Origin of the sequence: Streptomyces triticagri (assembly GCF_003429565.1) — a bacterium.
In the GTDB taxonomy this organism is placed as follows: domain Bacteria; phylum Actinomycetota; class Actinomycetes; order Streptomycetales; family Streptomycetaceae; genus Streptomyces; species Streptomyces triticagri.
Map to the genome: position 1 here is coordinate 115,848 of NZ_QUAK01000075.1, position 21,890 is coordinate 137,737.

General features: G+C 67.6%; 22 protein-coding genes, 1 tRNA gene and 1 pseudogene. 12 read left to right on the top strand and 12 right to left on the bottom strand.

The window, feature by feature from the left end:
• Positions 1–12 precede the first annotated feature (12 nt).
• Entirely contained in the window at positions 13–639 is a 627-nt protein-coding gene (locus tag DY218_RS13755) for a hypothetical protein (protein ID WP_128556277.1), read from the bottom strand.
• Positions 640–903: 264 nt separating this feature from the next.
• Here DY218_RS13755 and DY218_RS13760 point away from each other — a divergent pair, with 264 nt between their 5' ends.
• The 4 genes and pseudogenes from DY218_RS13760 to DY218_RS35610 all read left to right on the top strand — a co-directional run bounded on the left by DY218_RS13760 (position 904) and on the right by DY218_RS35610 (position 3,081).
• On the top strand, positions 904–1,386 hold the full coding sequence (locus tag DY218_RS13760) for a hypothetical protein (protein WP_128556278.1): 483 nt from the start codon (positions 904–906) through the stop codon (positions 1,384–1,386).
• Between the two features lie 100 nt (positions 1,387–1,486).
• A pseudogene (locus DY218_RS13765) lies at positions 1,487–2,284 on the top strand (replication initiator); the annotation flags it as partial.
• A complete protein-coding gene (locus DY218_RS35095; RefSeq protein WP_407703616.1) occupies positions 2,282–2,938 on the top strand; it encodes a tyrosine-type recombinase/integrase in 657 nt (218 codons plus the stop codon). The pseudogene DY218_RS13765 and the gene DY218_RS35095, both read left to right, overlap by 3 nt.
• On the top strand, positions 2,857–3,081 hold the full coding sequence (locus tag DY218_RS35610; RefSeq protein ID WP_407703617.1) for a hypothetical protein: 225 nt from the start codon (positions 2,857–2,859) through the stop codon (positions 3,079–3,081). The genes DY218_RS35095 and DY218_RS35610 overlap by 82 nt, the downstream gene beginning before the upstream one ends.
• A gap of 92 nt (positions 3,082–3,173) precedes the next feature.
• Here the strand turns inward: DY218_RS35610 and DY218_RS13775 are convergent.
• Positions 3,174–3,248 (bottom strand) — tRNA-Val (locus DY218_RS13775).
• A gap of 201 nt (positions 3,249–3,449) precedes the next feature.
• Here DY218_RS13775 and DY218_RS13780 point away from each other — a divergent pair.
• From DY218_RS13780 to DY218_RS13805, 6 genes are all read left to right on the top strand, one after another.
• Complete coding sequence (locus DY218_RS13780; RefSeq protein ID WP_128556279.1) at positions 3,450–4,238, top strand: DUF4097 family beta strand repeat-containing protein; 789 nt, start codon at positions 3,450–3,452, stop codon at positions 4,236–4,238.
• Between the two features lie 393 nt (positions 4,239–4,631).
• Entirely contained in the window at positions 4,632–6,005 is a 1,374-nt protein-coding gene (locus tag DY218_RS13785) for a hypothetical protein (RefSeq protein ID WP_128556316.1), read from the top strand.
• Positions 6,006–6,116: 111 nt separating this feature from the next.
• Entirely contained in the window at positions 6,117–6,668 is a 552-nt protein-coding gene (locus DY218_RS13790) for a DUF4383 domain-containing protein (protein ID WP_128556280.1), read from the top strand.
• 274 nt (positions 6,669–6,942) lie between these two features.
• Positions 6,943–7,563, top strand: a complete 621-nt coding sequence (locus tag DY218_RS13795; RefSeq protein ID WP_128556281.1) for a bifunctional 4-hydroxy-2-oxoglutarate aldolase/2-dehydro-3-deoxy-phosphogluconate aldolase — start codon at positions 6,943–6,945, stop codon at positions 7,561–7,563.
• Between the two features lie 38 nt (positions 7,564–7,601).
• Positions 7,602–8,594, top strand: a complete 993-nt coding sequence (locus tag DY218_RS13800) for a sugar kinase (protein ID WP_267899372.1) — start codon at positions 7,602–7,604, stop codon at positions 8,592–8,594.
• Positions 8,595–8,691: 97 nt separating this feature from the next.
• Complete coding sequence (locus DY218_RS13805; protein WP_128556282.1) at positions 8,692–8,916, top strand: FmdB family zinc ribbon protein; 225 nt, start codon at positions 8,692–8,694, stop codon at positions 8,914–8,916.
• Positions 8,917–8,955: 39 nt separating this feature from the next.
• Here DY218_RS13805 and DY218_RS13810 read toward each other — a convergent pair whose 3' ends face one another.
• Together DY218_RS13810 and DY218_RS13815 are read right to left on the bottom strand one after the other, a co-directional pair.
• A complete protein-coding gene (locus DY218_RS13810) occupies positions 8,956–9,600 on the bottom strand; it encodes a response regulator transcription factor (protein ID WP_199566719.1) in 645 nt (214 codons plus the stop codon).
• Positions 9,591–10,730, bottom strand: coding sequence for a sensor histidine kinase (locus DY218_RS13815; protein WP_128556283.1), 1,140 nt, complete (start codon positions 10,728–10,730; stop codon positions 9,591–9,593). Before DY218_RS13815 ends, DY218_RS13810 begins: the two co-directional genes overlap by 10 nt.
• Before the next feature lie 133 nt (positions 10,731–10,863).
• Between DY218_RS13815 and DY218_RS13820 the strand changes: the two genes are divergently transcribed.
• Positions 10,864–11,547: a DedA family protein gene (locus DY218_RS13820; RefSeq protein WP_128556284.1), complete on the top strand. Its 684-nt coding sequence runs from the start codon at positions 10,864–10,866 to the stop codon at positions 11,545–11,547.
• Here DY218_RS13820 and DY218_RS13825 read toward each other — a convergent pair.
• The 3 genes from DY218_RS13825 to DY218_RS13835 all read right to left on the bottom strand — a co-directional run bounded on the left by DY218_RS13825 (position 11,459) and on the right by DY218_RS13835 (position 16,566).
• Positions 11,459–12,268 (bottom strand): HAD family hydrolase, encoded by an 810-nt coding sequence (locus DY218_RS13825; protein WP_128556285.1) that lies wholly within the window; start codon positions 12,266–12,268, stop codon positions 11,459–11,461. The genes DY218_RS13820 and DY218_RS13825 overlap by 89 nt on opposite strands.
• 83 nt (positions 12,269–12,351) lie before the next feature.
• Positions 12,352–15,207, bottom strand: coding sequence for a phosphoribosyltransferase (locus DY218_RS13830; RefSeq protein WP_128556286.1), 2,856 nt, complete (start codon positions 15,205–15,207; stop codon positions 12,352–12,354).
• Positions 15,208–15,339: 132 nt separating this feature from the next.
• Complete coding sequence (locus DY218_RS13835; protein ID WP_128556287.1) at positions 15,340–16,566, bottom strand: HpcH/HpaI aldolase/citrate lyase family protein; 1,227 nt, start codon at positions 16,564–16,566, stop codon at positions 15,340–15,342.
• Positions 16,567–16,795: 229 nt separating this feature from the next.
• Between DY218_RS13835 and DY218_RS13840 the strand changes: the two genes are divergently transcribed.
• On the top strand, positions 16,796–17,752 hold the full coding sequence (locus DY218_RS13840) for a TerD family protein (RefSeq protein WP_128556288.1): 957 nt from the start codon (positions 16,796–16,798) through the stop codon (positions 17,750–17,752).
• A 133-nt stretch (positions 17,753–17,885) separates the two neighbouring features.
• On the opposite strand, the gene DY218_RS13845 is transcribed toward DY218_RS13840, so the two are convergent.
• From DY218_RS13845 to DY218_RS13865, 5 genes are all read right to left on the bottom strand, one after another.
• Positions 17,886–18,632 (bottom strand): TerD family protein, encoded by a 747-nt coding sequence (locus DY218_RS13845; protein WP_128556289.1) that lies wholly within the window; start codon positions 18,630–18,632, stop codon positions 17,886–17,888.
• Between the two features lie 96 nt (positions 18,633–18,728).
• A complete protein-coding gene (locus tag DY218_RS13850) occupies positions 18,729–19,883 on the bottom strand; it encodes a DUF475 domain-containing protein (protein WP_128556290.1) in 1,155 nt (384 codons plus the stop codon).
• A gap of 64 nt (positions 19,884–19,947) precedes the next feature.
• The gene (locus DY218_RS13855) at positions 19,948–20,523 is read right to left on the bottom strand and encodes a TerD family protein (RefSeq protein WP_128556291.1); all 576 of its coding nucleotides are present in this window, start codon (positions 20,521–20,523) and stop codon (positions 19,948–19,950) included.
• 154 nt (positions 20,524–20,677) lie between these two features.
• Positions 20,678–21,253: a TerD family protein gene (locus DY218_RS13860; protein ID WP_128556292.1), complete on the bottom strand. Its 576-nt coding sequence runs from the start codon at positions 21,251–21,253 to the stop codon at positions 20,678–20,680.
• Positions 21,254–21,366: 113 nt separating this feature from the next.
• Positions 21,367–21,825, bottom strand: a complete 459-nt coding sequence (locus tag DY218_RS13865) for a peroxiredoxin (RefSeq protein WP_128556319.1) — start codon at positions 21,823–21,825, stop codon at positions 21,367–21,369.
• Positions 21,826–21,890 lie beyond the last annotated feature (65 nt).

Consider the following 21,890-nt stretch of genomic DNA (forward strand, 5'->3'; position numbering starts at 1 on the left):
CGTCCGCACTACTCACTCCAGCGGCTGTGCCGCCACCGGAAGCTCTTCGCTGTAGAGCCACGTGAACGTGCGGTCCGGCTCGAGGTGAGCGTCTCCCCAGTGGATGAAGTGAATCCCCGCCTCAGCGTCGGCCGTAAAGAACAAACACACGAGCTTCGTGTCAGCTCCCAACGCCTCGAAACTCTCGTGTAGTTGCTCGTACTCCTCTGTCGTCATCCCGTCGTCGAGCTCGAAGAGACCCTCCGGCGCATCTGGGCCATGGCCCAGGAGGAGCCGACGGCGCGTAGGGGACGCGCCAGCAGACAACCGCGCACGCTCAAGCGGCCTCGGTCGGTCTGCGTACTTGAAGGGAAAGAGCGCGTGGTCCCCTATGACGGCGTACTCGTAGCCGCGCACATCCCGCACGGATTCGTCCAACTCCCGAGCCATGTCCGCCAGGTTCTCTCGCACGGCCTCAGCCAGGGTGACGCCGTATGGGCTCCGCTTCTTCAGCCCTGCCGTGAGGTGCACGGCGTGGGCGCGAGCATGAGCCCTGGCCAACTGCTCAGGTATCGCCTCGACGAGCCTGCCGGCATGCCGCCCAAACCGCTTCACTGCCCAGTCGGACGGCCCACCCTGCTTACCACCCAGCACAGACATGCAGAGTCCTCTCCCCCGGCTACCCCGCGTACCAACTGTGTGACACGTACAGGCGCCACCGGCAAGAGCCCGATCTAGCCACAGTCACAAGGTCCCGCTTGTCCAGCTGACGTGCTGAGCAGACTCCTCGGCACGACCGCCTGTAGGCCAATGCCCGCAGTTCTGCCTAGAACTCCCCACCACAATCGAACAGTTCGCTAGGCTTCCGATCCAGCCTCATCCTCTATTACGACGCCACGCACGCTGACGCAACTACGCGCACCGATGGAGACATTCAACTCTTTGGGGGAAAGTTTGGCTTCAACGGTCAGAAGCTTCAGACAGACGACCCAGGAAATAGGGCTAATCCAAATTCGAGAACAGACCATCGATGAACGGCTTAGAATCTGGGAATTCATCAATCAAATATCAGATCTAAGCGAGGACGGACTCAGGGCTGCTGCGGCAGACGATTGGGACGCACTCCTCTTTTACGCGCCAGAAATCACCTCGACCTCGCGAGTCATCCAAATGACAGCACGATTTGGACCATCGATAACGCTGATCGTCGCCGCATTCACCCTCCCCCTATTTCCAGCTCTCCGGGAATCACCCGATGCCATTCAAGCGACATTGATTCCCATGGCCGTACTGCTCGCAATCGCCTCACCGGAAAACGTACTGACATCTGTGCGAAGCCTAATCGAGAAAGCGGCCTTTGGCGGAAAGTGGCCAGGAAGCAGCAGTGGATCACTCGTCGCCACCTGAACGATCCGCCGCGGCTTCGGGTGGACGCTCAGCATCCGCCCGCGCCCTAAGAACATCGCCACCCTCGACAGTTCGTATGTCTGGTGCTCCCCGCAGCATTGCGAACTGCATTTGGAACGCGCATGCCTCGAAGATCTAGGCCCGCTTCACGACCTACCTTCGCCGGGAGGTCGCCAAATGCGCAGGACTCAGCCGTCGCGCCTTCGAGGAATGCGCGCGGGTGTCCTTCGCCAAGATGGCGGAATACCAGCGCCGTGGCGCGGTCCACTTCCACGCCGTGGTCCGCCTCGACGGCCCCGACGGCGGCGACAGTCCGCCACCGGCCGATGCGATCCGAGCAGCTGCTCGGGCGGCTGAGGTACCCGGTCCACGGGTCAGCGAACGCGCCCACTCGTTCGCCTTCGGTACACAGCTCGACATCCGCCCGATCCGCTCGGCGGACTTCGCTGGCGGTACCGAGCTCACCGACCGTGCCGTAGCCGAGTACATCGCCAACTACGCCACCAAGGGCGCAGAGGCGACCACGCGCACGCTGGACCGGCCGCTCAAGTTCCTCGCTGAGCTCGCTCAGCTCCGCATCAGCGAGCACGCTCGCCGGATGATCCGCACGGCCTGGCAGCTCGGCGCGCGGCCGGCACTCGAAGAACTCCGGCTTCGCCAGTGGGCCCACATGCTCGGCTTCCGGGGCCACTTTTCCACCAACACCTGCCGCTACTCCACCACTGCCGGTGGCGAAGACATGGAGGCGGGCCGCGCCGCAAGGCGGCGCGCCCCGCGCCGTGCGCGGGGGTCTTGGTTCAAGGATCGCGACTACGCGGCGACGACCAGAGAGCGCAACGGCAGCGCCCTGAAGCTGCACGTACTCCCGGCCTTCCGCGCGCTCCCGCTGAAGGAGATCACGACTCCGCAAGTCCGCCGGTGGCGCACGACATTGCTCGACAACGGGGTTGGCGGTCCCACGGTCGCAAAGGCGTGCCAGATCCTCCGCGCGATCATGAATACCGCCGTCGACGACGGATTGATCCAGCGCAATCCGTGCCGGATCAAAGGCGCAGGTAACGCCGTCAGTGCCGAGCGCCCGTTCCTCTCGGCGGATGAGGTCTACCGGCTGGCTGGCGAAGTGCCTTCGCGCTACCGGGCATTGATCCTGCTTGCAGCCTTCACCGGACTGCGCTTCGGGGAGTTGGCCGCCCTACAGCGCCGAGACATCGACTTGGACCAGCGCACCATTTCCGTACGCCGCGCACTCGCCGAGACCCGCTCCGACGGGCTGCTGATCAAAACTCCGAAGAGTGCCGCTGGCGTCCGGACCGTCGCCTTCCCGGCCTCGCTGACGACCGAGCTGGCCGCGCACCTCGCCGAGTACGCCGATGCCGGCCGAACTGGCCTCGTATTCGTCGGGCCGCTCGGTGGCTCCTGCGTCGGAACAACTTCCGTCGTATCTGGCTGCGGGCCCTCGACTCGGCGGACCTGGGTGACGTCCACTTCCATGATCTCCGGCATACGGGCAACGCCCTCGCCGCGACCGGTGGCGCCTCGACCCGCGAACTGATGCACCGCATGGGGCACTCGTCGGTCCGCGCAGCGCTGATCTATCAGCACCTCGTCAACGGACGGGACCAGGAGATCGCAGACCATGTGGACGACCAGATCCAGCGGGCCAAGCGGCCTCGCGGCGGCCCATCTGGCACGTGAGTGGCACGGCGCCCGTCGACCGCCCTAAAAGATCAAGGCCCAGGTTTCCGGATTCGTACCGGTTGACCTGGGCCTTTTGTGTGCCGGGAGGCTGGTGGGCGCGGACGGTTTCGAACCGCCGACATCTGCCTTGTAAGGGCAGCGCTCTACCGCTGAGCTACGCGCCCGGGATGTTTCGACAGCCTACCCTGACGCGGGACGTGCAGGGCAAACGGCCGACGGGCCGGGGCGGATCGGGGGTTTTCCCCACCCGGGATTCGGTGGCGGGCCGGATGCTCTCGACGGCTGCGGCTCCGTAGCTTCGACGTACGGGCTCGGACAGTACCTACGAGCTCGGGCCGGCCGTCGAACTGCACGGGGAGATCAGGATGGGCAGCACCGCCGTATGTGACCGTCGTCGCCGTTCCGCGCTCGCGCTCGGCGGTGTGGTCGCCGTCGCGCTGCTGGCCGGGGGATGCGTGGACGCGGAGTCGGACGAGGAGCCGGAGACTCGGTCGTTCGAACTCGATGGCGGGACGTTGAAGGTCGACTCCGACGACTCCGCGATCGAGCTGGTGGCGGCGGACGGTGAGAGCCGTCGCGGCGCTGCACGGATCGAGGTGACCCGGTGGTTCGCCGGGAGGACGTTTCTGGGTGGGGACGCCGGTGTGAGCTGGGAGATGAAGGGCGACACCTTGAAGCTGCGCACCAAGTGCCCTGGGGTGGCGTCGAGTTGCGACGCACGGCATCGCATCGAGGTGCCCTCCGGGGTGGCGGTGGACGTGGTCAACGGCGACGGGTCGGTCTCGGCGAAGGGCTTCGCGACCCCGGTGAAGGTACGAGCCGACGACGGCCGCGTGACGGTGCGCGACTCGAAGGGACCGCTCGACCTGTTGAGCAAGGACGGCCGGGTGGAGGCCGTCGACGTGTCGTCCCGTCGGGTCACGGCGCGGTCCGAGGACGGCCGGGTGGACGTGCGTCTCTCCCGCGTTCCGGAAGCCGTGGAGGCACGGAGCGGGGACGGTTCGGTCACGGTGGAGGTGCCGCACGGCAGGTATCGGGTGGATGCGGGCAGTGGGGACGGCGCCGTGGACGTGGGTGTGCCGCGGGATTCCTCGAGTCGGCATGCGGTGTCGGCGCACAGCGATGACGGCAGGGTGACCGTGCGGGAGAGGTGAGTCCCGGGCCGGGTGCATTGGCGTAGGGCTTCCGGTGGTGCGCATTGAAGCGGAGGGGCGGTTGGAAGGCGGGCGGATCCTGACTTCGTGGGCGCGATCCGCCGGGCAAGGCCATCGCGTTCCGGCGAGCTGTGTAATCGCGATCTAAAGGACCCGTGTGTTCGACGTCAACCGGTGGGAGAATGTCACCGGGCAGGGCGGATGACAGCACGGGAGAGGGATGTGACGGCGACACCATCGCAGCCGTACACGCAGCAAGTTGCGCGCCACCGTGAGTCCGCGGGTCCTCTCCCGGCTGCCTCGCTCACCGAGGTCACCGAAATCACCGAGACCACCGGTCTGCGGGCGGCTGCCCGGTGCCGTACGGCCGCCCGGCGCCGTACGACGGATCGAATTGACTCGGCGCAGACGGCCGCCGTCGGCCGCCCGCGCCGGGCGCACCGACGCGCTGCCCGTGATGTGCTGGCCCTCATAGCACTTCCCGTGCCCCTCCTGGCGGGCGTGCTTCCGGCAGCGTTCGCCGGAGGGGGTACGCGCCGCTGGTTCGGCGGACGGGGCGAGGGCCAGCGTGCCGAAGCTCAGGCGGCCAAGGACGCCGCTGCCGCAGCGTTCTATGAACTCGACACCGCTCAGCGTGATCTGCGCATCTCCATCGAGACGATCACCGCGGTCGACGGTACGCCTGCCGCTCAGCGGACGGTCTCCGATTTCGAGGCACTCGGACACCGGATCGACGAGGTCAGCCACCGGTATATCGCGGCGGTGGACTCCTACGATCTGGACCGGGACGATCTGGAGGCGTCGGTCGCCGCGCAGGCGAAGACCGAGCTCACCCGGGCGAAGGACGACCTGGTCAGGGTCAAGCAGGATCTTGACCGTTTCGCTCAGGGACTCGGGCCACTTCTCGACAAGGCGGAGACGCAGCTGGCGCGCCTCGCGCCCGCGGTCGAGCGGGCCCGCCAGGCACTGCTCGCTGCCAGCACCGCGCTCGACTCGGCACGTAATTCCGGACTGCGCGCCGACGATCTTGCCACTCGCCTCGCGGCTCTCGGGCCGGAACTGACCAAGCTCAATCAGGGCGCCGGGCGGCACGGCGTGACCGACACGCTGCATCGGGCCGATGAGGTGCTGCGCGAGGCCGAGACGATCAGGGCCGAGGCCGAGCGGCTTCCCGAGCTGGCAGCCGAGATGGACAAGCGCATCGTTTCGCTGCGTACCCGGGCCCAGGCGTTGACCACCAGGGCGGCTCAGGTCGACCCGGTGCTCAGTGAGCTGCGGCGTCGCTTCGCCGCCGCCTGTTGGCAGGATCTGCAGCAGGTCCCCGATCAGGCGTCTGCGTCGGTCAAGCAGGCCGAGCAGCGCCTGGCGGAGGCCCGCAAGGCTCGCGACGAGCAGCGCTGGCCCGATGCGACCGCGCTCCTGAGCACGGTGCGTGCGCTCCTCAATTCGACCGACGAGGCAGTGTCTGCTGCAGGCGATCGCCTGCAGCAGTTGAATGCGGTCTCCAAGGACCCGGAGCAGGAGATCGAACGCACTCGGTTCGCCATCCGTGATGCCCAGCGGCTCGCCATGGCCGGCCGGCACACGCCGGATCCCCAGCATGCCCGGCCGCTGGACGACTCGGTGGCACGTCTGGACCGTGCGATCGCTTCGCTCCAGGGCCGCCACCCCGACTACTGGCACTTCCTGACGGAGACGGAGGCGGTACGCCAGACCGTGAGCCGGGTCGTCTCGCAGATCCGGGAGGATCGGGGCATGGGAGCTTGACCGGCGATCCGGAACTCGGTGTGGCGCTCGTCGCTCCGAAGGCGGATCCTGGACATGCGGCGCGTGCAGCGCGCCGGGACAAGCGGCCTCCGCGACCCGAGGGAGGCGGACATGGCCACGCAAGCAATTCGCTCCGGTACCAAGCGGCGTATCACCCTCGACGAGCATCTGCCCGTCGACCACCGCCTCAGCAAGGTCTATCGAATCGGCGCCGGCCTCACCGGTCTGCTGCTGCTCGCCTTCGGCATCCTGGGTCTGATCAACCGGATCGGCTTCTTCGACACCGGTGGCGACAGCGTGGCCGGTCTGAACACCAACGGTGCACTCAGTGTGCTGTCCATCTGTGTCGGGCTGCTCCTGTTCGCCGGCATGGTGATCGGTGGCAACTTCGCGTCGACGCTCAATATGGTCCTCGGCATCGCATTCATCCTGAGTGGCTTCGTCAATCTCGCGCTGCTTGAAACGGGCTTGAACTTCCTCGCCTTCCGCATCCAGAACGTCCTGTTCAGTTTCGTGGTGGGCGTGCTGCTGATGCTCTTCGGCATGTACGGGCGGGTCGGCAGCGCCCTGCCGCACGACAACCCGTACTGGATGGCGCGGCACCCCGAGCAGGCCGCCGACGAGCAACGCCGGCGCTCCGGCCGACACCGCCTGCCCGCTTGAGGACCGTCCGCCGGGCACCCGAGCCGCAGCCTCTACTCCGCGGCGCATGAGGCGGGCAGTCGCCTTACGCGTGACATGTGCCGGCCTACCCGCCCGGCCGAGGGCGGCAGTGAGTGCGCACGTAGAGTTCCGTACACAGGTATGGGTCCGGTCGAGGAGCGCGAGGACAAGTGCTGGGCGCCCTGGGGTCGATCCGGCGGACGGCCCGAGTCGGCCTCGGTGACGGTGCCGTGTGCGCCCTCGACTGGTCGGAAGTCCCGAGGAAAGCAGGAGCATGGACTTCAGCAGCGCGTTGCGGACGCGACGGCTCGTCGCCATCGTCCGCGGCAAGGACCCCGAGGCGTCGTTCAGGACCGTACTGACGCTGGCGGAGGCAGGTGTCGACCTCATCGAGGTGTCGCTGAGCAGCACGGACGCACTTGCGGTGATCGAACGAGCACGTATCGAACTGGGTGAATCGGCCTGGCTCGGCGCCGGAACCGTGCTCACTGCCGCAGACGCCGAGCGAGCGGCGGCCGCCGGCGCGAATCTGATCGTCACCCCCGGGCTCGGCCCCGGAGTCAGTACGGCGGTGCAGAGCGGACTGCCCGTGCTGGCCGGAGTACTCACCCCCACCGATGTGTGCCAGGCCGCCGACTGCGGGGCGACGGCGCTCAAGATCTTCCCTGCGTCCGCGATGGGTGGTCCCTCCTATCTGAAGGCGTTGCGCGCGCCGTTCCCCGATGTGCCGTTCGTGCCGGTCGGTGGGGTCGGTGCATCGGAGGCCGCTGACTATCTGCGGCTGGGTGCCGTGGCTGTGGGTGTCGGTTCTCCTCTCGTCGGGGATGCTGCCGACGGTGGCGATCTGGACGGGCTGCGTCGACGTGCCGCCGAGTTCAAGGCCGTGTGCTCGTGAGCGCGGGTGGTCCGTCTGCGGGCCGGGATGCTGTACCGGTGTCCGGCGATACCCAGGTGTTCACCTTCGGCGAGACGATGGTGGCCTTGCGCGGGAGCGGACCGCTCCGGCTGGGTGGCTCCCTGGATGTGTCGGTGGCCGGTGCCGAGTCCAACGTCGCCATCGGGCTGGCCCGTCTCGGGCACCGAGTGCGATGGGCGGGCGCCGTCGGCGACGACGAAGCCGGTGAACTGGTGCTGCGCACCCTCCGAGCCGAAGGCGTGGACGTCACCGGGAGCTCCAGGGACTCTTCCGCTCCGACCGGCCTGCTGCTCTTCGAACCTCGATTGCCGCAGGTCACACGCGTGCACTATTACCGGTCCGGATCCGCCGGCTCTCGGGTCGACAGCGCTGCCGTAACCGCCGCGTTCACCGACGGCGCGGGCGCGCCGCCCCGTCTGTTGCACCTGACCGGCATCACGCCGGCCCTCGGGCCGGCACCGCTCGCGGCAGCACGCCAGGCCCTTGAACTGGCCCGCGAGCACGGCGTGCAGGTCTGTCTCGACGTCAACTTCCGCTCCCGGCTGTGGAACGAGGCCGATGCGGCGGCCGTGCTGCGCGACTGGATGCCGTACGTCGATGTGCTGATCGCCTCCGACGACGAACTTCCGCTGTGTCTGTCCGTCTCCCGGGACGGAGCATCCGCCGCCGGCAAGGATCCGGCGGAGATGCACGCCGACCAACTGCTGTCGCAGGGGGTACGCGAGGTCGTCGTGAAGCTCGGTGCGGCGGGGGCGACGGCGTACACGGCGGAAGGCAGCGTGCACAGGCCGGCCCGATCCGTGGAAGCTGTCGATCCGGTCGGTGCCGGAGACGCTTTCGTCGCCGGGTACGTGTCCGCGCTGCTCGACGGTGCTGGCGTGACCGGCAGGCTGGAGCGTGCGGTCACCACAGGAGCGTTCGCCGTGGCTTCGCACGGGGACTGGGAGGGCGCTCCCACTCGGTCCGAGCTCGCACTCCTCGGTGCGGAGTCGGGCACTGTGGTGCGCTGACAGTCCGTCGAACATCACGGTCCCTCCGTACTCGGTCTCGATCGACTGCGTCCTGTGTGGCGTTCCCGCCGGGCGAGCGGGCGGTTAGCCTGTGGGCATGCCCCGTTATGAATTCCGCTGCCGGAGCTGCGGCGACACCTTCGAGGTCAGCCGCCCCATGTCCCAGTCCTCCGCGCCGGCGGACTGCCCCTCCGGTCACACGGACACGGTGAAGCTGCTGTCCACGGTCGCTGTAGGGAGCACAGCCGGCTCGGGCGGCGCTTCCGCCCCGGCCGCCGGCGGCGGGGGCGGCGGTTGTTGCGGTGGAGGTTGCTGCGGTTGACCGCGGCGCCCCTTCGTCGGCTCGAGGGGTCGGCCGCTGTCAGGTGCCCAGGTATCGGAGCACCGCGAGTACTCGCCGTGAGTACCCCGCCGTGCCGGTCAGTTCCAACTTGTCGAAGATCGCGTTGATGTGCTTCTCCACAGCGCTCTGGGACACATGCAGCCGCTTGGCGATGGCCGCGTTTGTGTGCCCCTGGGCCATCTCGGCCAGAACGCCGCGTTCCCTGGAAGTCAGGCGTGAGAGAAGGTCCGTGTGTGCGGAGCGGCCGAGGAGTTGTCGCACCACATCGGGGTCGAAGGCCGCCCGGCCCTGGCCCACCCGCTCCAGGGCGTCGAGGAACTCGTCGACCTGAACCACACGGTCCTTCAACAGATATCCCACCCCTTCGGACTCCCCCGTCAACAGCTCGGTGGCGAACCTCCGCTCGACATACTGCGACAACACCAGAACACCGATCCCCGGCCAGCGTTCTCTGATCTCCAGGGCTGCCCGCAGCCCTTCGTCGGTGTGTGTGGGCGGCATTCGGACGTCGGCCACGACCACATCAGGACGCTGCTCGGACACTGCCTCGATCAGCTTCTCGGCGTCGCCGACAGCCGCGAGAACCTCATGCCCCTCCTCGACCAGCAATCGAATCAGGCCTTCGCGCAGCAGAGTTGAGTCTTCCGCGAGGATCAGACGCACGGCAGCTCCGCTGTGATGATCGTCGGCCCACCCCGAGGGCTGTTCACCGCAAGTCTCCCATCGAGCGCGGCCAGGCGCTGGGCCAAGCCGATCAAGCCGCTTCCCGAGGAGTCCGCCCCTCCTTTGCCGTTGTCCTCGATGCACAGGACGAAGCGGGAATCCTCCTCTCTGACGTCGACCCGTATCAGGCTCGCCTCGGAATGCTTGAGGGCGTTGGTGACGGCCTCCGACACCACGAAGTACGCGACGGTCGCCACGGGCCGACGTGGCTCGGCGGCTATCTCGTACGTCAGAGCCACTTCGATCGTCGACCGCTCGACCACGGTCTCCAACGCCGCCCGTAGACCTGCTTCGTCGAGCGCCGTGGGATAGACCCGCCAGGCCACCTCGCGCAGTTCGGTGAGCGCGTGTCTGCTCTCCTCGTGTGCCTGGCGCAGGAGTTCGGCCGATCGGTCGGGATCCTGACCGCGCACCGCACGGCCCAACAACATGCCGAGCGCCACCAGTCTCTGCTGCACTCCGTCGTGCAGATCTCTTTCGATGCGACGTCGTTCATCGTGGACGGCTTCCACTACACCGGCTCGGCTCACGGCGAGCTCCTCGATACGGCGCTGCAGTTCTTCCTGCCGGCTCGGGCCCAGGAACCGCCGCGCCAACTTCCGCTCCAATGTGGCGACTCCGAGCACGCCCTGGACGGCGAGAAAGAGAAGGAACAGACCGGCACAGCCGGTGACGAGCAACGTGACGGGGTATCGCACATCAGGTATGAACCAGCCGATGATCACCAAGGAGCCGTAGCCCGCGCCGAGGATCACGCTGAACAGGACCACCGCGCCGAGCACCCCCAACGGCCAGCGCGTGGCGATGTAGCTCAGAGCTTGCGCGTCCGGGTACGCGGGGGAGCACTGTATGCCCAGGAAGGTGCCGAGTCTGCGCCGATGGGCCTCTGCGAGCCTTCTGGCGAGGTGCCCGACCTGTCTCTGTACTACGCGCCGCGGTCCGGGCCAGGTCTGCACGAACAGCAGGGCCAGTGCGGACAGCAGCACGAAGACCACTTCGGCGACCACCGCTACGGCGCCGAGCCCCAGTCCTGCTGCGAGCCGCAACCCGCTTCGTGCCATTGCTTTCATGATCAGGCACGTTAGCGGGACGATCCGGCCGAGCACATTGCGGAAAACCGCAATCCTCGGCTGCGGTGCACACCACCAACTTCTTGCGGTTGGCTTCAGTGTGCCTTCAGCTGCGATTTCCTAGCCTGGCTGCATGATCGAAAGCACGGCACCTCACTGGATCAACAGCCTGATGGACACGCTCGGAGCGCCGGGCGCGGGCCTCGCGATCGCCATGGAGAACATCTTCCCGCCCTTGCCCAGCGAAGTGATCCTGCCTCTCACGGGATTCGCGGCGAGCACAGGGGAGATGAACCTCGCGGCCGCGTTGCTGTGGACAACGGCGGGATCGGTGCTTGGCGCCCTCGCTCTGTACGGCCTCGGGGCGCTGTTCGGCCGCGACCGCATCATCGCGGTCGCCTCACGACTCCCCCTGGTCAAGGTCTCCGACATAGAAAGGACGGAAGCCTGGTTCGCCCGCCACGGCCGCAAGGCGGTCTTCTTCGGCCGCATGGTCCCGATCTTCCGCAGCTTGATCTCGGTACCCGCAGGTGTGGAGCGGATGCCCCTGCCGATGTTCCTGTTGCTCACGACGCTGGGCAGCGCGATATGGAACACCGTGTTCGTCCTTGCCGGCTATCTCCTCGGCGACAACTGGGCGCAGGTGACGGGCTATGTGTCCGCCTATTCGACCGTGGTTCTCGGAGGCGCGGCGCTGGTCGTGCTGACGTTCATCGGGACGCGAATACTCAAGCGCCCCGGCCGTGGCCGGCGGCGCGCAGGAACTCACGCAGAATCTGCTCGCCAGCAGCCACTCCCTGTTCGTCGAGAACCGTGAGGTTCGGTGCACGCCACCCGGAGTCGGCGAGTTCGCCGTGGCCGGGCCGCCAGGCGCGGTCCGCGGCGAGCAGCAGGTCGGCGTCGAGGAGCGAGTCTCCGGCGGCGAGGGTGAGTTCGACATCAGTGCGGCGGGCGACCTCGCGCATCGCGGCGCTCTTGGTGAGCGGTTGCGGTACGGCGTAGATCTTCCGGCCCTGAAGTGACACGGTCCATCCACGGGGTTCGACCCATGCGGCGAGCTCCTTGACCCAGCCCTCGGGCAGCAGGGCACGCTCCACGACCAGGTAGGCGAAGAGGTCTTCGGCCACGCGCTCCTTCAGGAGCCAGGCGGGGTCGGCGGTGCGCCGCAAGTGGGTGCGGATCTCGTCGAGGGAGGCGCACTCGTCAGCCAGACGCCGGCGTACGTGACGCTGCCAGTCCGGGTCGGACTCACCGTCGACCAGGAGGTGCCCTCCATTGGCGCAGATGGCGAACTGCGGTGCCGGGCCAGGAAGGTGGATGCGCCGGTACTGCTCACGAGTACGGGTGGTGGTGGGCACGAAGACGGTGGTGCGGGCGAGCTCGGCAAAGAGCTCGGCAGCGTCCTCGGTGAGGTAGGACAACGGCTTGCGGTCATAGATCTCGACGCAGAGCAGCCGGGGTGCAGAGGCGTCGGGCACGGACAACTGGAGGGCTGGTGCCGAGTAGATGAGTGTGCGGTCGAGGTCGCTCGCGACCAATGTGCCGGCCGTGGGCCGGGCGGAGTCACGTGGACTCGCCGCGAGTGTTCGCGGAGCTGACCGAGGGGGGAAGGGCCGGTTGTTCACGGAGCGGTCACCGCCTTACCGTCGGCTCCGGTCGCTCCGCGGGTGTACTTGGGGTGGATCAGTCCGACGCAGGAGTAGGGCAGTTGGTCGACCTCCTCGACAGGGACCCCCCGCTGCTCCGCGAGCATCCTGAGGTGGTCGAGGTCGGGACCGGCGCCTCGCCGGGCGAGGATCTTCCAGGGGACGCGTCGCAGCAGGACCCGGGTGGTCTCGCCGACGCCCGGCTTGACCAGGTTCACGTCGTGGATGCCGTAGGCCTCGCTGATGCGCTCGACGGCGGCCCAGCCCTCCCAGGTGGGGGAACGGTCGAGGGCGAGCATGTCCTTCACCTGTGCGTCGACGGCGTCGGAGACCTCGTCGAAGCGGGCCTGGACAGCGTCGAGGAAGGCGACGGACACGTCGGAGTCGGAGAGTTCTCGGTAGAACTTCGCGCCGTGGAAGTCGTTCGGTCCGACGAGGTCGGCGCGCAGGACCGTACGCGATATGAGGCCTGAGACCGTGGAGTTCAGACAGGCGGAGGGGATCAGGTAGTCCTCGCGGGTGCCATACGTGCGCACGCAGGATCCGGGGTCCGCGAGCACGGCGATCTCAGGACTGAAGCCCGTGATGCCGGTGGACTTCTCGAACTGCTCCAAGGCTTGGGCGAGTTCTCGGGTGATCGCTCCCTTGCCCGTCCAGCCGTCCACGAACACGACGTCGGCAGGGTTGTGGTGGGCGGCGAGCCATCGCAGGGCGTTGGTGTCGATGCCCCGGCCACGCACGATCGACACGGCGAAGTGCGGCAGTTCGATGCCATGGCGGTGCTGGGCCCAGCGTCGCATCAGGACACCCACGGGGGTTCCTGCTCTGGCCAGCGACACCAGGACCGGTCGGGCATCGGGGTTTCCGGAGCGTTGGGCGAGTTCGGTGAGGACGGTGTCTGTGACGGTGCCCACGGCGGTGGCGACCCGGGAGGCGGACTGTGCGAGAGCGGAGGTGAAAAGGGACTGGTAGGCCGGGCTGGGCTGGTACTCGACCGGCAGGGACTCGGCGTAGTGCGCGCCGCCGCTCTGGATGGCCTCTTCGCGTTCCTCCGTGGGCGCCTCGAGTTCGGCGTCGGAAAGGTCTTGGAGGAGCCAGCCCACCTCGTCCGATCGGTAGGAGGAGAAGGCGGGGCCGCGAAGGGGCTCGGGCAGCATGGAAGGGTCCTGCCGTTCGGTGATGCGGTTGGTGGTGTGCGTGCCCGGGTGGGTGGCGGAAGGAGAGGTGGAGTCCATGGCGGCGTGATGCCGGGTGGGCACATAGGAGGGGAGGCTCACCAGGAGCAGCCGCCCTGTATGGGCGGCGAGTTGGGCCAGGAGGCCGTCGGAGGCGTGCAGTTCGGGGGTGTCCGCGGTCGAATCGACCACGGCGACGATCGCGTCGAAGCCGGCACCGGCGACGTTGTACGCGTAGCGCGGACCGGGGCCGTCTGCCGGACGGTCGTGGGCGGGGAAGACAAGGCGACTGCGGATGGCGTAGCCGGGGTCGTCGACGGCGAGTACGGGTGAGCGGGTGGTGGTGGAGTAGCGCACGTCGGCGTCGACGAGTTCTTCGAGGGCGGCGCCGAGTCGCAGTGGGGCGTACATCAACTCCTCGAAGCCGAGCACGAGTACACGTGAGCGGCGGCCGTCCGCGCCCGGCCGGGGCCCCGGTGAGGCCATGGAGGAAGTGCCGGACACGGCGGGGAGCGCAAGCTCCTGGGCCAGGTGAGCGGCCATTGCGGGGAGCGCCTGTTCCAGTCGCTCCCGGTCGCGAGGGGTGAACCCGTGCCTGCCGCCGTCCGGCAGGCCGGTGGGCCAGCCGAGGTCGACTCTGGTCACCTCGGCCGGCCTTGCTCCGAACGCCGTTGCTGTGTCCGGCACTTCGGTGCCTGGTGCGGATGCCGGGGTGGCTGTCCGTGCGCTCCGGTGTCTGGGGCCCGGTACGGCAGCGGGGTCCCGGACAGGCATGGAGCCGGAGGAACCGGAGGAGCTCGAGGAACCGGAGGGAGGAGTAGCGGCAGCGGGGTCGGCCGTGCCTGCGTGGGACGTGGTCTCGTACCGGGCGACGAGATCCTGGCCTTTTTGCAGGACGTCGGAGGGGAGGTGCACCGTGCCCTTCGCGGTGACGATCAGGTCGACGTGGGCGCCGATCTCGTCCGCGAAGTCCGCCAATCGCCCCTGGTCCTCGGCCGAGCGCATGTCGACGAGGGCGACGATCACATATCGCTTGCGCGGGAAGGAGGCATGCAGGGAGCGGATGGTGTTGAGGACGGTGTTGCCGGTGGAGAACTCGTCGTCGACAAGGACCAACGGGCCGTCGCCGCGCAGGAGGGCGGGGTCCTCGGGAAGCAGCAGATGAGAGGTGGCGTGGGAGTGGGACTCTTCGAAGCCGCCTGCTCGGTCGACGCCTTCGACCGGGCGGCGGGTGGAGTGCAGACAGGGCGCGAGCGCGAGGCCGTCGGCGACGGAGTGCCCGAGTCCGGTGGCGGTCTCGGCGTATCCGAGGACGACAGCGCGTGCGGCCTCTTCGGTGCCGAGCAGGTCGTGCACGCGGCGGCCGAGGTCGTAGCCGGCGCGCCAGACGATCGTGGGGCTCTGCGGGACGTGCTTGCCGAGGACGTTCGAGACGAGGAGGTGGGCCCGCTTCGGATTGCGCCGCAGGGCGAGGCCCAGCATGGAGGTGAGCTGTTCGTCCCCGGCGAGCTCGACGCCGAGGCGTTCGGCGACCCAGGAGCCCGACCAGGTCGAGTGTCCCGCCGGAGCGGTGGAGTTGCCGGCCTCGGTCGCCTGCGTTCCGTGTGGCGCTCGGTCGTCGGGGGTGTTCGTCGCCGTGCTCTTCGTTTCCGTCATTCCCGTCCCACTCGTACCAGTCGTACTCCGCGCGTGATCGACGCGGCTCGTGCCGCGCGCTTCACACGATCCGCTCCGGTCCCCCGTGCCGACGCGGGTGGGAGCACCGCCACTCGTGACGCCATGCCCGGATCAATGCGGCAGTCCGGCCGTGAGCAAGTCCACGAAGCCCGTCTCGGCCCGCGCGACACCGAAGACACTGGCCCGGCGCAGGGTGCGCTCGGCCCAGGCTCGGTGCGGCTTCACCTCGTTCATCTTGTTCGTGTAGACCGACCTCAGAACGCCGCCGCCGTCGCGCTCCGGCCGCAGGATGTCCTCGGCGTCGCTGAACTCCTCATGGCTCACCACGGACAGTGCGTGTACGGGCAGCACATGGGAGGGGTGGATGCAGGTCTTGCCCAGCAGACCGTTGGCCCGGTCGAGTTCGATCTCGCGGAGCAGGCCGTCCATGTCGTGCTCGATGAGCGAGCTGCGCAGTTCTTCCGCCCGCCCGAGGAACGGGCTGCTGCGCAGCTGCGGTTTGAACATCCGCTGCTGGGTCTTGAAGTACTCCCAGACCGGTCCGGTGACGGTGAAGCCGGTGCCGTCGGCGCGGCCGAGGGCGTTCACGACATCGCCGATGACGGAGGCCACGATCTGTACGTCGTAGGCCGTCATATCAGGGGTGCGGCGCAGTCCGTAGGCCGAGCAGAAGTCGGTGACACCGAGGCGCAGGGCGAGGACACGGTCGCGGTACTTGTCGACGGTGCGAGCGATTCCGGCCAGGGTCTCGCCCCGGGTCTCGCGGTGCAGGAGTTCGGGCGACTCGAGGACCGGCATGGCAAAAAGCCGACGCCGGGCCGCAGTCTCCGCGGCGGCGAGGGCTTCGAGGAACGGGGCTCCTCGTTCCTCGGTGAACTTCGGCAGTACGAATCCGGACAGCAGGGCACAGGCCGGGCCGAGGCGTCGGACCAGATCCGATATCTGCGCCGGCTCACGTACGCGGACGAACAACAGCGGCAGATCGTCGATGGTCGGCGCAGAGCCGGTCGACCCGGTCGAGACCGCATCCTCGCCCGCCTTCGACAAGGGCGCGGCCCGCCTGGCGAGCTCGAGGAACTGGGAGATCAGGTTCTGCTCCGCCTGCTCGACATCGGCATCGTCGATGGAGTCCTCGAGGCAGATGACCATGGACGCCACACCGCGGGAGGCCTGCTTCAGTATGTCGTCGGCCAGATGCAGCCTGGTCGCGGGGCTGTACAGGGTCGCTCCGAGTGCCACCGAGAGCACCTCGGGCGACGAGTCCAGAGTGAACTCGCACGGCTCGCTGTGGAATAGGCCCTTCCGGATCTCAGGCGCAATATATCCGAAATGACGCATGAGACTCCCCCGTTGCAGGATCCTGACTGACCTATGCAGCGCTCCCGCTGACTTGCTGTGGCCGGTAATAGTACGTGGGGGCGCACATCAACAGTTCCCCACCCGGATGAAAATCCGGTAACCGATCCTCACGGTTACGGCCGGAAATCTCCCCAACCGCACGGCGAAGACCCTGGATACCACCGCCCCCGCGTTGTCCGTACACCGACCGGGAAGGCAGGATGACGACATGACGCACGCGATGGTGAAGGGATCGAACGTCCCGCTCGAAGCCACGGCGGTCCGCGCCGTGCTGCGGTGGACGGCCGGCCCCGACGTCCCGGACATCGACGCCTCCGCGCTGCTCCTCGGCGCGGACGGCCGAGTGCGCTCCGACGGTGACTTCGTCTTCTACAACCAGCCGCGCCACCCGTCGGGCAAGGTGTGGCGGCTCGGAAAGAAGGCCGGGCCCGATGGACTCACCGACACCATCCAGGCGGATTTGTCCGGTCTGGGCAGCGAGGTCCACCGTGTGCTGATCGTCGCCTCGGCGGACGATGTGGCCTTCGGGAGAGTGCGGGAGCTGCGCATCCTGCTGTACGACGCGGCATCGACCGACGCGGATGCCGAGCCGTACGCATACTTCGACGTGAATCCCGAGACCGGCGCGGAAACGGCGTTGATCTGCGGGGAGTTGTACCGCAGGCGTGACGCCTGGAAGTTCCGTGCGCTGGGAGAGGGGTATTCGAACGGTCTGGTGGGCCTGGCCACCGACTTCGGCATCTCGGTCGACGAGTCCGAGGCCGAGGCCGCGCCGCCCGCCGCCACGGCCGGCCCCACGGGACCTCCGCCGCCGGCCCAGCCTCCGGAGGCCGAGCCGCAGCCCCAGGCCACCCAGCCACCAGCAGTCCAGCCCCAGGGAGCGCCACAGCCGTCGGCCCAGCCGGCGTACGGCTACCCCCAGCCGCCCGTGGCACCACCACCCGCGCAACCGGCAGCACCGGCCACAGCCGCACCCGCGTACGGCTATCCGCAGCCTGTCCCGGCACAGGGCGGTTCCTACGGCTACCCGGGGCCCGTGAGCCCACATGCGGCACCCACCGACCCCGTCGGACCCGCCGCCCCCGTCAGTCCGCCCGTCCCGGCCATCGCGCCGGACCCCGACTTCCAACTCCCGCCCCAGGGTCCGCAGTTCGTCGGCCGCTGAGGCGCACCACCGGGGTCACCCGGACACACCACCGGAGTCACGCGGGCGCACCACCGAACTCACGCGCACGCCGCACCTGGACGGCCCGAAGGGGCACCACCAGAAACGCCTCACCGAGAGGGCACCGCACCCGTCAGCGCTCCCCCACCGACGACTTGTATCCGCGCCCCCACTGCAGCCCCCAGCCGAAGAGCCGGTCGAGCTCGGCCTGGAAGCCGTAGACGAACTTCACGTGACGGCGCACGACCAGTTCGCCCTTGACGTTCTCGAGCGTGAGCACGGCGCAGGAGCGGGCCTGGGGGGCTCGTTCGTCGAGTTCGATCTCGATGCGCGGCCCGTTGCTCGGATACAGGGTGACCTTGGCATGTGTACGGTCGAAGGCCGGGGTCTGGTCGTAGATGTAGCAGAAGATCAGCAGGCGCTTGATGGACTCGCGATGGTCGAGATTGACGTAGATGGTCTCGCCCGAGGGTGAGCCGAAGCGGTCGTCGCCGCTGAGCTTGACGAACGGCGGGCCGTTCAGATCGCCGAAGAACCCGCCCAGTGGCTGGACCACGCCCTTTGTGCCGTCGGCAAGTTCGTAGAGGCAGCCGATGTCCAGGTCCACGTTGACCACACCCTGGGTGTGGGCCTGGACCACGTCCGGCTGGAAGAGCCGGAACGGGTGCCGGAAGAGGCGTCCGCTCTGCCGGGAGCGCCCCTCGATGTCGGACGTACGCATCCGCCACGAGAGGTTGACCCGCAGATTGCCGGTGGCCGCCCCCTGCTTGGTCAGTGAGACGGACGGATTCCGTTTGGTGAGCTCGATTGCGTTGGACGCAGCGCTGCCGGAGTCGAACTGCGCGGCCCGACCTCGCCGCAGCCCGTCGAAGAAGGACATCCTGCCCCCTGGTGTCTGATCCCATGCGGCGGGGCGGCCCCGAGGTCCAACCTCGTGGCCGCCCCGCTTCAGAGCGTTCCCTGACCGGGCCGTGGGTCACACCCCGGAAGAGACCTCAGTCTTCTCCCCCGGGGCCGGACCGTCGCCGCCGCCTTCGGCCGCCGCCAGTGCCCTGTTGCGCCGGACCGAGGACCAGAAGGATGCGGCGATCAGGAAGACACCGACGAGACCGGTGATGAGCTCGTGGATCTCGTACTGAATGGTGACGAGCAGGATCACGGCGAGCGCGCCGATCGCGTAGTGCGCGCCGTGCTCCAGGTACACATAGTCGTCCAGGGTGCCCTGGCGGACCAGGTAGACCGTGAGCGAACGGACGTACATGGCGCCGATGCCGAGGCCGAGAGCCATCAGGATGATGTCGTTGGTGATGGCGAATGCGCCGATCACACCGTCGAACGAGAACGAGGCGTCGAGGACCTCGAGGTAGAGGAACATGAAGAAGGCGGCCTTGCCGGCGAGTTTGACGGCCGAGACGGGCTTGCCCTTCTTCCTGGCCTCTTCCTCCTCCTCGTGCTCGCGCTCCTCCTCTTCTTCGAGTTTGTCCTCGAAGTATCCGGAGAGACCACCGACGATGAGATAGGTGATCAGACCGGCGATACCGGAGATCAGTACCGTCTCCGCCTTGTCGACATGGGTGCCGCCGTGCTGGTGGGCATGGGTCGCGAACGTCATTGCGGAGATCATCAGGACGATCAGCGCGATGCAGACCGACAGCATGTCGACCTTGCCGAGCTTGGCCAACGGCCGCTCCAGCCAGCCCAGCCACTTGATGTCACGGTCCTCGAAGATGAAGTCGAGGAAGATCATCAGCAGGAACATGCCACCGAAGGCGGCGATCGACGGGTGAGCGTCGGTCACCAGCTCCTGGTAGCGGTCCTTGTCGGTCATGGCCAGGTCGACGGCCTCGATCGGGCCCATCGAGGCGCTGATGGCGACGATGACGACGGGGAAGACAAGACGCATGCCGAACACGGCGATGAGAATGCCGATGGTGAGGAAGATCTTCTGCCAGAAGGCATTCATCTTCTTCAGGATGCTGGCGTTGACCACCGCATTGTCGAAAGACAGCGAGATCTCGAGGATGGACAGGATCGCGACGATCCCGAACGCCGCCCACCCTCCGTAGAACACCGCCGCGACCAGGCCGAGCGCAGTAACTGCGAACGACCAGCCGAAGGTTTTCAGAACCACTGGCTACCCCATCGTTGTGAACGGGTCTCCCCGTGTACGGGACTCCCCCGCGCCGCGAGCGGCTTTAAGAAACGTTGACCCCGAAGTCTAGAGCGATGCCTCGCAGGCCCGATGCGTACCCCTGACCAACTGCACGGAACTTCCACTCGCCCCCGTACCGGTAGAGCTCACCGAAGATCATCGCGGTCTCGGTGGAGGCGTCCTCGGAGAGGTCGTAGCGCGCGAGCTCCTGGCCGTCGGCCTGGTTGACGACGCGGATGAAGGCGTTGCTGACCTGGCCGAACGTTTGGCCGCGGTTGTCGGCCTCGTGGATCGAGACCGGGAAGATGATCTTGTCGACATTGACCGGGACGTTCGTCAGGTCGATGATCAGCGACTCGTCGTCACCCTCGCCCTCACCCGTCAGGTTGTCACCGGTGTGCTCCACCGATCCGTCCGGGCTCTTCAGGTTGTTGTAGAAGACGAACCACTCGTCCCCGAGCACCCGGCCGGCCTGGCACAGGAGTGCGCTGGCGTCCAGGTCGAACGGGGCACCTGTGGTGGATCGTGCGTCCCAGCCGAGCCCGACCATCACCTGCGTGAGGTTGGGTGCGGCCTTGGACAGGGAGACATTGCCCCCCTTGGCGAGTGTGACGCCCATGATCGTGATCCTCCCCGAAATGCTGAACAGACTGGCACAAGGCGTCCGGCGCCGCACTCAGCATGCGGCGCCGGACGTGACCGTACGGCCCGGGGGCCGTACGTGGCGTACGTGACGTACGTCTGGCACGTGTACGTACGGAGAAGGATCCCGGTCAGACGTTCACACCGAAGTCCTGCGCGATGCCGCGCAGGCCCGAGGCGTAACCCTGACCGACCGCGCGGAACTTCCACTCCGCGCCGCTGCGGTACAGCTCGCCGAAGACCATGGCGGTCTCCGTCGAGGCGTCCTCGGAGAGGTCGTACCGGGCGATCTCCTGGTTGTTGGCCTGGTTGACGACGCGGATGAACGCGTTGCGCACCTGGCCGAAGGACTGCTGGCGGTTCTCGGCGTCGTAGATGGAGACCGGGAACACGATCTTGGAGATCTCTGCCGGCACTCCGGTCAGATTGACCTTGATCGCCTCGTCGTCGCCCTCGCCCTCACCGGTGGTGTTGTCACCGGTGTGCTCGACCGAGCCGTCGGGGCTCTTGAGGTTGTTGAAGAAGACGAAGTTCGCATCGCTGCTCACCTTGCCGTCCTCGGTGGTCAGGATGGCGCTGGCGTCGAGATCGAAGTCCGTACCGGTGGTGGTACGGACGTCCCAGCCGAGGCCGACCAGTACTGCGGTCAGGCCCGGGGCCTCCTTGGAGAGCGAGACGTTGCCGCCCTTGCTGAGGCTGACTCCCACGAGTCCTCCCAAAAGTGTTGAGGGGCAGCGCCCCCGTCTTGCGATGGCATCGGATCAACGAATTGATCCTAGTGACCGGTTCCCGGGTCAACCAGGCTCTTCCCCTTGAAGGATCAGAGGGTGTCGAGCGCCTTGACGTAGTCGTTCAGGTCCCGGGCGTCGGGCAGTCCGTTGACGACGGTCCAGCGGACGACGCCCTCCTTGTCGATGATGAAGGTGCCGCGGACCGCGCAGCCCTTCTCCTCCTCGAAGACGCCGTAGGCGCGCGAGGTCTCGCCGTGCGGCCAGAAGTCCGAGAGCACCGGGTACTCGAGGCCTTCCTGCTCGGAGAAGACGCGCTGGGTGAAGGGCGAGTCGTTGGAGACCGCCAGCAGCTGGACGTCGTCGTTGACGAACTTGGGGAGCTCGTCGCGGAGCGCGCAGAGCTCGCCGGTGCACACGCCGGTGAAGGAGAACGGGTAGAAGAGCAGCACCACGTTCTTCTCGCCGCGGAAGTCCGCGAGGCGCACGGTCTGGCCGTGCTGGTCCTTCAGCTCGAAATCCGGGGCCTTGGTGCCGACCTCGATCGCCATGTGCTTGGTTCCCTTCGTCATGACCGTTGCCCGGCGACGCCGCACGCCGCCGAACGGGTGCCGCC